The sequence below is a fragment of the Armatimonas sp. genome, assembly GCF_031410135.1.
Classification (GTDB): Bacteria; Armatimonadota; Armatimonadia; order Armatimonadales; family Armatimonadaceae; genus Armatimonas.
The window spans coordinates 1-11,041 of record NZ_JANNYP010000877.1 but is presented as its reverse complement, the minus strand read 5'-3'; the positions used below and the strand labels follow the sequence as shown (position 1 = coordinate 11,041).

Annotated in this window: 14 protein-coding genes and 1 tRNA gene; 9 read left to right on the top strand and 6 right to left on the bottom strand. The window is 58.3% G+C overall.

What is annotated here, in order from left to right:
* Both RMO15_RS31595 and RMO15_RS31590 read right to left on the bottom strand, forming a co-directional pair.
* A partial coding sequence (locus tag RMO15_RS31595; protein WP_309722762.1) for a right-handed parallel beta-helix repeat-containing protein occupies positions 1-1,228 on the bottom strand: 1,228 nt, incomplete at its 3' end.
* A 3-nt stretch (positions 1,229-1,231) separates the two neighbouring features.
* Entirely contained in the window at positions 1,232-1,639 is a 408-nt protein-coding gene (locus RMO15_RS31590) for a hypothetical protein (RefSeq protein ID WP_309722759.1), read from the bottom strand.
* A gap of 101 nt (positions 1,640-1,740) precedes the next feature.
* On the opposite strand from RMO15_RS31590, the gene RMO15_RS31585 reads away from it, so the two are divergent.
* Positions 1,741-1,862, top strand: a tRNA-OTHER gene (locus RMO15_RS31585).
* Positions 1,863-1,886: 24 nt separating this feature from the next.
* Here RMO15_RS31585 and RMO15_RS31580 read toward each other — a convergent pair.
* The 3 genes from RMO15_RS31580 to RMO15_RS31570 are packed head-to-tail and all read right to left on the bottom strand — an operon-like array spanning position 1,887 to position 3,547.
* Positions 1,887-2,168 carry an acylphosphatase gene (locus tag RMO15_RS31580; RefSeq protein WP_309722757.1) on the bottom strand — a complete coding sequence of 94 codons (282 nt, stop codon included), beginning with the start codon at positions 2,166-2,168 and terminating at the stop codon, positions 1,887-1,889.
* Between the two features lie 8 nt (positions 2,169-2,176).
* Positions 2,177-3,067, bottom strand: a complete 891-nt coding sequence (locus RMO15_RS31575; RefSeq protein WP_309722754.1) for a TonB family protein — start codon at positions 3,065-3,067, stop codon at positions 2,177-2,179.
* A gap of 9 nt (positions 3,068-3,076) precedes the next feature.
* Entirely contained in the window at positions 3,077-3,547 is a 471-nt protein-coding gene (locus tag RMO15_RS31570; RefSeq protein ID WP_309722751.1) for a peptidylprolyl isomerase, read from the bottom strand.
* An 85-nt stretch (positions 3,548-3,632) separates the two neighbouring features.
* Between RMO15_RS31570 and RMO15_RS31565 the strand changes: the two genes are divergently transcribed.
* The 6 genes from RMO15_RS31565 to RMO15_RS31540 all read left to right on the top strand — a co-directional run bounded on the left by RMO15_RS31565 (position 3,633) and on the right by RMO15_RS31540 (position 8,045).
* Complete coding sequence (locus RMO15_RS31565; RefSeq protein ID WP_309722747.1) at positions 3,633-4,211, top strand: Uma2 family endonuclease; 579 nt, start codon at positions 3,633-3,635, stop codon at positions 4,209-4,211.
* A gap of 18 nt (positions 4,212-4,229) precedes the next feature.
* The gene (locus tag RMO15_RS31560; protein WP_309722744.1) at positions 4,230-5,195 is read left to right on the top strand and encodes a fumarylacetoacetate hydrolase family protein; all 966 of its coding nucleotides are present in this window, start codon (positions 4,230-4,232) and stop codon (positions 5,193-5,195) included.
* Positions 5,196-5,248: 53 nt separating this feature from the next.
* Complete coding sequence (locus tag RMO15_RS31555; protein ID WP_309722741.1) at positions 5,249-5,977, top strand: hypothetical protein; 729 nt, start codon at positions 5,249-5,251, stop codon at positions 5,975-5,977.
* 55 nt (positions 5,978-6,032) lie between these two features.
* A complete protein-coding gene (locus tag RMO15_RS31550; protein ID WP_309722737.1) occupies positions 6,033-6,158 on the top strand; it encodes a hypothetical protein in 126 nt (41 codons plus the stop codon).
* A gap of 81 nt (positions 6,159-6,239) precedes the next feature.
* Complete coding sequence (locus tag RMO15_RS31545) at positions 6,240-6,857, top strand: hypothetical protein (RefSeq protein WP_309722735.1); 618 nt, start codon at positions 6,240-6,242, stop codon at positions 6,855-6,857.
* A 24-nt stretch (positions 6,858-6,881) separates the two neighbouring features.
* Positions 6,882-8,045: a homogentisate 1,2-dioxygenase gene (locus RMO15_RS31540; RefSeq protein ID WP_309722732.1), complete on the top strand. Its 1,164-nt coding sequence runs from the start codon at positions 6,882-6,884 to the stop codon at positions 8,043-8,045.
* Between the two features lie 136 nt (positions 8,046-8,181).
* On the opposite strand, the gene RMO15_RS31535 is transcribed toward RMO15_RS31540, so the two are convergent.
* The gene (locus RMO15_RS31535) at positions 8,182-8,931 is read right to left on the bottom strand and encodes a hypothetical protein (RefSeq protein WP_309722729.1); all 750 of its coding nucleotides are present in this window, start codon (positions 8,929-8,931) and stop codon (positions 8,182-8,184) included.
* A gap of 89 nt (positions 8,932-9,020) precedes the next feature.
* Here RMO15_RS31535 and RMO15_RS31530 point away from each other — a divergent pair, with 89 nt between their 5' ends.
* Both RMO15_RS31530 and RMO15_RS31525 read left to right on the top strand, forming a co-directional pair.
* Complete coding sequence (locus RMO15_RS31530) at positions 9,021-10,214, top strand: Xaa-Pro peptidase family protein (protein WP_309722727.1); 1,194 nt, start codon at positions 9,021-9,023, stop codon at positions 10,212-10,214.
* A 151-nt stretch (positions 10,215-10,365) separates the two neighbouring features.
* The coding region (locus RMO15_RS31525; protein ID WP_309722725.1) for an asparagine synthase-related protein at positions 10,366-11,041 on the top strand (676 nt) is incomplete at its 3' end.

Below are 11,041 nucleotides of genomic sequence, written 5' to 3'. Positions count from 1 at the left end.
CAGCCTCGGTGGTAACAAGGGTATTTCCGCTAGGTTGCATCACGGCGGGGAAGGGCCTGGTGTCGGTGGTGTTTGACTTCTCTCGGACGTTCTCTGTTGCCCGGACACTGAGTGTCTTGCCACTGCCAACAAAGCGATTCTCGGAGATGTCATAATCTCTGCTTGTGGTCTCGTGTTTTCTGACGTAGGCCCAGTTTGGGTCTTGTGTGGCGTTCTTCCAGAGGTTGATCGCGGTGAGATCACGGTGAAAGAGATTCGCGGAGATCACGTTGTCGCGGCCATGCTCAATGGCGATTCCCTCGGCGTTGAAGCCAAAGACATTGCCGATAATCTTAGTGTCGTAGCTGTAGCCGCCCCAGACCCCGTGCCAACACTCTAGAACTAGGTTATTGACAAAGGCGTTTCGGCTGAAAGTGGCCTCAATCCCATTGGTCGGGGCATGGGAAAAATCGTTGCCATAGACTAAGTTATCGTCGCAGCCGCCGCGTCCGGTGTCCATCGTGATCTGCCCGGCCCAGAGAAAGAAGCCATCGCCACCGTGTGTCACGGAGTTGTAGGCAAAGACATTCTCGCTGCTCTGCTCGTAGATCAAGATCCCGGCGGAGTCCTGGCCCCGGTTGTAGACCCCGTGGCTGTAGCCGCGCACACACCAGTCTATTTTGTTCTGGAGAACTCTATTGCGACAGCTTCGGTACATTCCCAGGCCAATCGCTGAGAGAAAGGAGAAGTTGTTCTGCGCCACCAGCCCATTATTGCAACGCGTGAGCATCAGCCCACACTGCCCACGAAGTGCCTTGCACTGGCGCACGGAAAAGCCATCACAGCCCACCAAATAAAGCGCTGCGCCGTAGCCGAGCCACTCGTCTTTTTCGTTCTGGTGAAAGCTCATCCAGTCGGCGCTGCCTTCTTTCTCCAGCGTACTGCCAAGGCGCTGCTTCCAGTTGTCCGACGCGTCTATTTTTTCTAAGACCAGTCCCGGAGAGTCTCGCGCCAGAACCCCGACTTTGTAGCCGTGGACATTGAGGTTCTTGAGCGTGATATTCTTCCCCGTCACGCGCACCCCAACTCCCTCGCGCTTGTTCGGCTCTGTGGTCTCCGGTGTTCCACGCAGAATCAAGCCGCCAAAGTCAACAACGATATTGTTGCCCGAGATCGTGATGCCCTCTGGTAAGACAAACACACCCCGCTTGAGCTTAAGCGAGGTGGTGATGGTTTTAGGTGGCTGCATGATTTACTCGGCGAACGGGTCTTCGAGGTCATCATCCGCAGGGGGTGGCGACGGACGGCGCTGGGCTCCAGGGCGAGCGGCAGGTGCTGCGGCGGCAGGGCGAGCCGTGCTCGGTGCGGGCGCAGGGGCACGCGGAGCCGGTGCGGCGGAGCGCGGGGCCATCGGGCGAGGGGCGGCATCGCCATCGGCGAAGAACTCATCTGCTTCTTCAGGTTGCTTGCCTTCTTCCCCTGGCTGCGACTCAACCTGCGAGAGATACATGATATGGGTCGGATGGTTCTCCGACTCACGGTACTTGTTTTTGAAGATCAGAATCTTCACTTGGGGCGAGAGCTTACCCGTGAGATAGGTATTGCCGTCTTTGTCCTTGTTGGTCCAGAGACCACCAAGCTTGATCATGTCAGATGCCATAGTCTTTATCTTCCTTTTTCCCTTCGTCTGCCGGAGGGGGTCGCGCATAGGCGCAGGGGGAGGCTATCCCCGTCTATATGATATAATTCCAGCGTTGTTTCGGGCTTGTAGCTCAATGGTTAGAGCAGGGGACTCACGGAGAAGCAGGTTGGCTTGTGATGGTTCAACTCCATCTTCTCCGCAAGTAATCCCTTGGTTGGGGGTTCGAGTCCCTCCAGGCCCATATCTTTAGTCTACTACCACGGAGCTAGGCCACCCGGAAAGAGAGGTGGCTACCTTCGATATTTTCTTCCCAGTGTGCCTCAACCGCAGTAACCTGTGCCTGCGTGGGGCCACGGTGTAGCTCAGCAAGGAGGGCTTGTAGAGGCGCACGCTCAAGAGCTTCTGCCTCCACATGAACACTGCCATCGGGGAGGTTCTTGACGTAGCCGCCTCCCACTCCCGTCAGACGTTGCGCGGTGTGGTGCACCCAGTAGCGAAAACCGACACCCTGGACGTTGCCTTGAATCTTGGCTTGTAAGCGAATCATGGTTCTTTCTATCCTCCAATGCGACGAGAGTGTGTCGCAAGATCATACACAAACTCCAGTGTCTGTGCCACTGGTTGGCCGGTTTTCAGCGCCGGCTGCCACTGCCACTGTCGCATCGCGGCGACAATCGCATCGTCAATTTCCTCGTCGCCCGTGCCACGGGTCAGTGTGATGTCCGCACTGCCTGTCGCGCTCACTATTACTTTCACTTTCACCGTCTTGGTGTAGGTGCGGCTGGCGATATCCTCGGGGAGGAGCGGGTAGTAAAGTGCCTGCGGCTCCGCGTTGTGGGTTGGGCCAAAAGCACGGGGCTTGTAGCTGGCGGGAACGGTGACTGTGGCGCGGGTGACCTTATCGCCCACCACAATCTTCTCGACAATATCCAGCCCGCTGGTAACCCGGCCAAAGAGCGTGTAGCCGTTGAGATCGAAGCCGGGAACATCTTTTTTCAGGATATAAAACTGGCTGCCCGCCGAGTCTTTTTCGGGCCCGCGTGCCATCCCGATGACCCCCTTCAGGTTCTTGAGGCCACGGTTCTGCTCGTAGGAAATCGTGTACCCAGGGCCGCCTGCGCCTGTGCCCAGCGGATCACCGCCCTGCACCAGATCGCCTTCGACTCGATGAAATGTCAGGCCGTCGTAGAAGCCACGCTGCGCCAAGCTGATGAAGTTTGAGACCGCTATGGGGGCCTCGGTGGGCTCTAGCTCGATCACCACGGTTCCTTTTGCCGTCTCCAGCGTCACCACAGGGCGTTCTTGCTGCTTTCGGGGCTTCTGTGGCTTTGGCTGCTTGGGCTTCTCTTCTTTTTTCGGCTTGGCGACAGCCGGTTTATTAGCCGGAGGCGGGGTCTGTGCGGAGGGCTGCCCCGTTAGTAGTAGCGTGGCGAGTATAGCGAGCATGGTGTGTGGTTACTCCTGAACCGTGACTTTCATCATTTTATCCCCAATCTTGATCCGCTCCGCTGCATCTTGACCATTGACCACTTGGCCAAAGATCGTGTACTTGCTCATGCCGTCGGCTTCTTTCTCATCCAGGTTGGGAGCAGGCTTTCCGATCACTACGTAGAACTGGCTTCCTGCCGTGTCGCGGCCCGCATTTGCCATTGCGACAGCGCCACGGTTATGTTTCAAGGGGCCATTTTTCTCGTTGGGAATACTCCAGCCCGGTCCACCACTACTGTCGCCTTTGGGATCGCCACCTTGGATCACAAAATTGGACTCCACGCGGTGGAACGTCAGGCCATCGTAGAAGCCCTTTTTAACAAGCTTAATGAAATTGGCGCACGTCTTCGGAGATATTTCGGGGTAGAGGACAAATTTAATCACGCCCTTTGTGGTCTCCATCACCACCAAGGGACGGCGAGTTTTCTTGGGTTGCATACGCTCTATTGTACCTGCCGCTTTAGAGTTGGCGCACGTCTGCCAAGTTACGTCTTTCTGCGAGTCTGATCGGTATAATAAGCGCATGAGTACCATGATGGCTAGCCCACCTGCCTTCGAACCACCGCGTCGGCTCTTGCTGACACGGGCTCATGTGGCCGTTTTATTGAATGCAGGGCTATTAGAGGAGGCACGGTATGAGCTTCTCAATGGTGCACTGGTGGAGAAGATGCCGCAAAACAAGCCTCATGTTGTCAGTTGTCGCCGCGTGACCCATGCATTGGAAGATTGCTTCGGGCGCGAGAGGGTTGGAGCCCAGGCTCCGATTATGCTAGACGAGATCAATGAACCCGAACCCGATTCGTACGTGACTCGTTTCCCTCTGGAGGACTACCCCGATAATCCTACGGCTCGCGATGTGGTTCTCGTGGTGGAGGTCTCAGATACCACGCTGCGAGTAGATCGAACGGATAAAGCGGAGTCATACGCCCGTGCGGGAATCCTTGAGTATTGGATTGTTGATGTCAATGGCCGTCGTTTGATTTTGCACCAACAACCTACGGAAGATGGCTATGGCTCCATCCAAATCCTCGATGAAAATGGTGCTGTCTTGCCCTTGATGGCACAAGGTGAGCCGTTCGCCATTCGTGATCTGCTTCCCTAATAAAGAGCTGGGGTAACCATGAAGTTTGCTTGGTACTGGTCGAAAGGCCCAAAAATCGGAGTTGTGGTGGAGAGTGAGGTCGTCCCCTTGGAGGATGCTTTTCTCTCCGGCGATCTTGAGGCGGTTTTCGGTCAGGATCAGGCACTGGGACGCGACTTTACCTTCTGGGATTCCTGGCACCCGATGGAGTATCCCTCTCTCCTTGAGCTAGCCACGAAGCCTGTGCAGACCAGCCAGCTTCAGCTCTTTCCGGCTGAGCGAGAGATCAAGGCGCTTCCTCCTTTGGTTGGGTTTTCCGCGTTTCGGGATTTCTATGCCTTTGAGGCGCACGTGAAAAACGCTCGCAAGAAGCGTGGCCTGGAGATGATCCCCGAGTGGTACGATGCGCCGGTTTTCTATTTCTCCAACACTGCTTGCATTGTCGGGGACGGGGCGGAGATCAAAAAGCCTGCCGAGACCCGCGAGCTGGACTATGAGCTAGAGTGGGCCGTGGTGATAGGCCATGAGGGCGGCGATATCGCCGTCGCCGATGCCGATAGCTATATCCAAGGCTTCACGATCCTCAACGACTGGTCTATGCGCGATGTTCAGCGCCACGAGATGCGCGTGGGCCTCGGCCCCGCCAAGGGCAAGGACTTCGCCACGAGTGTCGGACCGTATTTAGTCACCCCCGACGAGCTCGAAGACCGCGTTCTGTCCGACCGTTCACGCGGCAAGCGCTATGATTTAGAGATGGCGGTCTTTGTGAATGGCGTCCAGCGTGGTGGGGGCAACACTCGCGACATGAACTGGACCTTCGCCGAGCTGATCGCCGCCGCCAGCCGCAACACGATCCTCAAGCCCGGCGACCTCATTGGCTCCGGCACGGTGGGAACGGGCTGCATCACCGAGTTCACCGACGGCATCTGGCCCTGGCTGGAAGTAGGGGACAGCGTGCGCCTCGAAGTCGAGCGGCTAGGAGTTTTGGAGAATCGCATCGTCTAAACCTATGAGGTGTCTTGCGCAACCTAACCCTCCTCACCCGTGTCTGAAAGCCCATGCAACAACAAGAGATTTTCTTGGGAAAACAGCCCGTTTCTCGCTTCCTCCTCGTGCTCGTCTTGGCGATGTCCTTGGGCGTTTTTCTCCTCTGTGGGCTCTATTTTTCAGGCCAGCTCTCGGAAATGGAGCTCTTTCGCCCGAACCATCAGGGCAAGAGTGGCTTTGCACAAGCCAGTATCTTACTGATTGGGTTCGCTATTGTCTGCCCTGCCTTCCTACTCACCCGCCGTCAGTATGCCTTTACGCTAACGGGCCAGGGTATCGTGGTACACAAAAATGGTCAGCTTGTCTGGGAGAAGAAGTGCGCTGCCTGGCGCTGGCGCATCTCAGGTAAGAAAGACATTGTCGGCTTGGAGCTGCTCGACGGTGCAGGCGAGGCGTATCTGGTGCAGCTGGGCGGGATTCCTCTTGGGATGAAGGAGCCCTTTGCATCGCTGATTGCAGCCCTAACACGGGCGGGAGTCCAAGAGACAGAGGCGCATCGGAAGCGGCTCCCCTTTACCAAAGATGTCGCGGCGTGGCTGTGGGTGACGATTGCATTGCTAGGAATTGCGCTATTTGGCGGGCTCGCATGGTCGCTGGTTCGCACCACCCAAGCAATCCGGATGCCTGGCAGCGACGAAGTAGCGCAACGGTATCTTGAACAACCCCCGAAGCTGCGCCGCCCCGTGGTTCCTGTGCGTCACTTCCCAAGAGGTGGAGAAAAAGAGGGGAGCAAGCTATAATAGGAGAACACGGTTTACGAATCCCATATGCTTCTGCTTTGAACATCTTGTCCCTGTGCCGCACGAAGAAGCCTTTGCGTTTCATGTTTATGAGCCGCCCCATCTTTCTTGGGCGCTGGTTGCCCTGCTCGCCGTGGATATGCTGATCTCCATGGTGGACTTTGCTCTGCCTTTGGTGTAAAGAAAGGAAGCTGGGGATGGAGCCTCCTTTCGAAGGCGCTAGGGGTGCAACCAATCCGCGGGTGGCTGTGTCAGAATTCCCATGCAACGACAAACCCCACAAACACTCACCTTTGGCCAGAAACCCCTCGTGCCGATTGTAAAGCTTGGCCTCGCCTTACTCGCTGTCACTGTCCTAACCGGAGCGGTGCTTGCCGCGACAGGGATGCTGCCCTGGGAGCAGCTCTTTCCTGAGCACCGACGGTCCGGCAGACTCGGGGGCGGCTCGCCCGTGATCTGGTTTGCCTGCCTCGCGGTGGTGGTGCCTGTCTATGTCCTGACCCGCCGCCAGCTGACACTGGAAATTGGGGCCAATTCCGTCACGGTGACGGAAAACAGGGCTGTCGTCTGGGACAAGCCCTGCACCGGCTGGCGGTGGCGCAAGAGTGATCACAAGTACTACCTGGGAATCGAGCTCCTCGACAAAGAGGGGGAAACCTACCTGATCAAGACCGGCGGGATTGTCCTGGGGACTCAAGATCCTTATCTGGAACTTGCCCAAGCGCTGAAGACAGCAGGGCTCCCCGAGCGCGACGAACGCGTAAAGGCGGAGAGCCTGCGTGCTGCTCCGGGGACTTGGATCGGACTGGGATTTCTCGTGGCGGCTGCGGTGGGATTTACTTGGCTCGTCCTCTCTTCATTAGGGGGCTCGCCGAGGTAAAATCGTCGTGAGGTTAATGACGCAATGGCGCACTATGTAAAACTTGGGGAGATTCCCCGCAAACGACACACGCAGTTTCGCAAGCCCGATGGCTCGCTCTATGCTGAAGAGGTCTTCGGAACCAAGGGTTTCTCGGGGATTGCCTCGATTCTGTACCATGCCAATTTGCCGACGCAAGTGGCGGAGTATCAGTATCTCGGTGATTTAACGCCCGAGACGCTGGAGTTCGAGCCGCTGCGCCACCGGCACCTTAAGACGCATCTACTCAAGCCCGGCGGCGATCCCGTTGCGGGGCGCGTCCCGTTTTTGGTCAATAGCGATGTTTCTCTCGCCCTCGTGCGCCCGACCGAGCCGATGGACTACTTCTACAAAAACGCGGACGGTGACGACCTGCTCTTTGTCCATGAGGGCACGGGCAAGCTGGAGACGCTCTTTGGGACGCTTCCCTACAAGCCCGGCGACTACTTGGTGATTCCTCGTGGCACGATCTACCGCGTGGTCTGCGATCCTGGCCCCACCACCATGCTCCTCACGGAGTCTGCTGCCAGTACGATCGAGCCGCCGGAGCGCTACCGCAATGAGTACGGGCAGTTTCTGGAGCACGCCCCCTTCTGTGAGCGTGATATTCGCGTCCCGGAAGCGCCGCTCTTCCACGATGAAAAAGGTCGCTACGAGGTGCGTATCAAGGCTCGCGGCCACCTCACGGCCTACTTTTATGACTTTCACCCGCTGGACGTGATCGGTTGGGACGGCTTTCTCTACCCCTACGCCCTCTCCATCCACGACTTCGAGCCGCTCACGGGCAGTATCCACCAGCCGCCGCCTTCGCACCAGACCTTCGAGGCCCATAACTTTGTCGTGTGTAGCTTTGTCCCGCGCATGCTCGACTACCACCCCGATGCCGTCCCGATTCCCTACAATCACTCCAACCTCGATAGCGACGAGGTGCTCTACTACGTCAATGGCAACTTCGCCAGCCGCCGTGGGATTGAAGTCGGCTCTGTCACGCTCCATCCGTCGGGATTGCCGCACGGCCCCCAGCCCGGAGCCGTCGAGGCCAGCCTCGGCAAGACCCGCACCGAAGAGCTCGCCGTTATGGTGGATACCTTTCGTCCGCTGAAACTCACCAAAGCCGCCCTCGCCCTAGAGGACGACAACTACCTGTACTCTTGGAAGCCAGTGATCTAATTTTCTTATGCAAGTGCTGATTGAGACAATCGAAGAGGGGGGGCGTGCAACCGCTATGATGCTTGGTGTGACCGTGTCCCTGCTCTCGTCACAGAAGACTGGAGTCAACCTGGGGAAGCCTGAGCAAGTGCCTAAGCTACCCGCCTTGGATTGCATATAAATACTCCCGAGCCGCCTCTCGCAGTCTCGGATCAAGGTTGCGCTCTGTAGTAAGTTCTGCCTGTTTTTCAAGTCCTGTCGTTCTCGTGGAGGCGAGTGCGAGAAAGATGCAGATCGGAAGCTCGGTATCCAGATACCAGCCGGTGGGGGTGTTGAGGAAAAAGTTTAAGATCACCATGAGTTGTTGGCGCTCCTCGGTGCTCAGAGTGGCAATATCTTGCGTTGTTGCCCGAGGAAGGATGCGATGGAGCGTCGTCAGGCAGGCAAAGTGCACGTGGCTCTCCGTCTCACCCATCCACCAGGAGAGAGGAAAGAGAGCACGGCTGAGTGTCAAGACTGTCGAAAGGTCACTGGCAACTAGCTTGTCTTTGAGCAGCATCTCAAACTCTTCAGCTTGCCGCCTGAAACTCTGGCCCGCGATAAGGCGTTTGAGCCTTCTTAGTGTTGTTTTCCAGAACGCGGGACTCTGTCTTTGTGGCCTGTTTCTTTGCTTGCTTGCGAGACGGAGCGCACTTGAAAGAACCGCAACCATGCAGACAAGCATAAATGTGCCAAAGAGTACCAGTGGAAAGTTCTCGGCTTTAAAGAACCCGATGGTGGCAAGAAACCAAAGCGCGAGGACAAGCAGAACCGTCGTCGTGAGCGCCAAGAGGGCCAGCCGGAATCTTGCCTGATGTGTGGTGCTTGGTTTCTGGGCAAGAAGCGCCCTTGCTCGCGCGGCAAGCATTTGGGGATTGTCTTGAGGACTCTGTTGCTGCAACACCCTCCCCGTTTCACCAGAGAGGGATTTGTCTCCTGCATCGCGAACTTTTGGCCATGAGTAACCTGACCCGTGAGAAGCTGAACCAAGCCGCCGCGATTGTGGCGCAGTCCGAGAGTGATATAGATGTCTGGCTGACGTTTGTGCGTGAGACCAGTGGCATCACCGATCCGTGCCTGCCGTTTCTGATGGAGGGCGGGCTGACCTGGCAGAGTGCGCTCCTAGTGAGCAAGTCGGGCAAGAAAGTGGCGATCGCGGGGAACTACGACCTCGACGGCCTGGAGAAGTCCGGCGACTGGGACGAGGTGATTGGCTACGTCCAAGGCATTCGCGAGCCGCTCGTAGACGCGCTTCAGGAGTTGGTTCCGGTGAGCGTGGCCTCGCCCAAGATAGCCGTGAACTTCTCCGAGAACGACGATAAGTGCGACGGCCTGACCCATGGGATGTTTAAGCTGTTGGAGGGCTACCTGGCACGTACCCGCTTTGCCAACGCACTGGTCAGCGCTGAGCCGATCATACGAGCGCTCCGTGGCCGCAAGACCGCAACGGAGCTGGCCGCGATGCGGGGCGCGATTGTCGAAACCGATCGGCTGTTCGCCGAGGTGGCCGAGCTGGCAAATCCGGGCATCACCGAGCGGCAGATCGCGGACTTTGTACAGGCCAAGATCGCCGAGCGTGGCCTCGGCTATGCCTGGGAGCAAGAGGGCAACCCCATCGTCAACTGCGGCCCGGACTCCGCTGTGGGGCACAGTGCGCCTAGTGCAATTGCGCTGGCTCCAGGACACATCCTGCACATGGACCTCGGGGTGGTCAAAGACGGCTACGCCTCCGACTTGCAGCGCTGCTGGTATGTCGGGAGCGAGGTTCCTGAGGCGGTCTCGCGTGCACAAGCTGCCGTGCTTGGTGCGATCGAGGCAGGCTTCGCGGCGCTGAAGCCGGGCGTGAGTGGCTGGGAGGTGGACGCGGCAGCGCGGAGCTTCTTGGTGGCGGCAGGCTACCCGGAGTATCTGCATGCGCTGGGTCATCAGGTCGGGCGTGTCGCCCACGATGGCGGCGGTCTGCTCGGCCCCTGCTGGGCACGCTACGGCGAGACACCTTATTGGCCGGTTGAAGTAGGGCAGGTCTACACGCTGGAGCTGGGCGTGCGTGTCGAGGGCTACGGCTACTGGAGCCTAGAGGACATGGTAGTTGTCACCGACAACGGCTGCACCTGGCTCTCGACGCCGCAAACGGAGGTCTGGACGCTGTAGCCCCGCCGATTAGAACGGCGGGGCTGGAGAGCTAAAGCTACGAAGGCCGTTCCGGCCATACAGATTCTCATGGCCCGCCGTTCTAATCGGCGGGGCCTCCAACCGGGGGGATGTGCAGGAATCCGGAGAATAAACGCCGAATGTCTGAGCCATGTTACAAGGCATTGAGAGACTCGTAGACTTAGTGGGCGTGCGCAGTAGCGCCCTGACCGGAGCCGATAACGATGGCATCGCGGCGGCGCTGGTGAACCGTGATGTGGCGGCACTTTCTGCGACCGACGGGCACTTTGCCGGGACGATGCGCGACGGCCAGACGATCCGCATGGCCCGCACGATTGGCACTCCCTTGCGCTACTTTGTCGCCAAGATGTTCCACGGCCCGTTTCTGGTCACCGCCGACCGCATGGACACGATCTACGACTGGTGCGTGAGCCAGAAGATCGGCTGGCAGTTCGACCCGACCTACACCCGCATGGTGCCCGCGCACTACTTAACCGAGATCGAGCAGATCGGCTGCCCCGACCCTGCCCCGCTCTACACGCGCTTCTGGGAGCCGGAGGTGGCAATGGGTGGCGAGGACATCGAGGCGCTGGGGGCGGCCTATCTTACGGCGGCGTACGAGGCGACCAAGGGCTGGCTGGCGACGCTGCCTGCGGAGGCGCAAGTGGGGATTGCGTTCTCGGGGGGCATTGATAGCACCAGTGTCTTGCTGCTTGCCCGCAAGGCAATGTCGGAGCTGGGCCGCAACCCGGACAATATCCGCTGCTTTACCCTCGACCTGCACGAGGGCAAGGGCGCGGATGCCGCGCAGGCCGAGAAGATCGTCA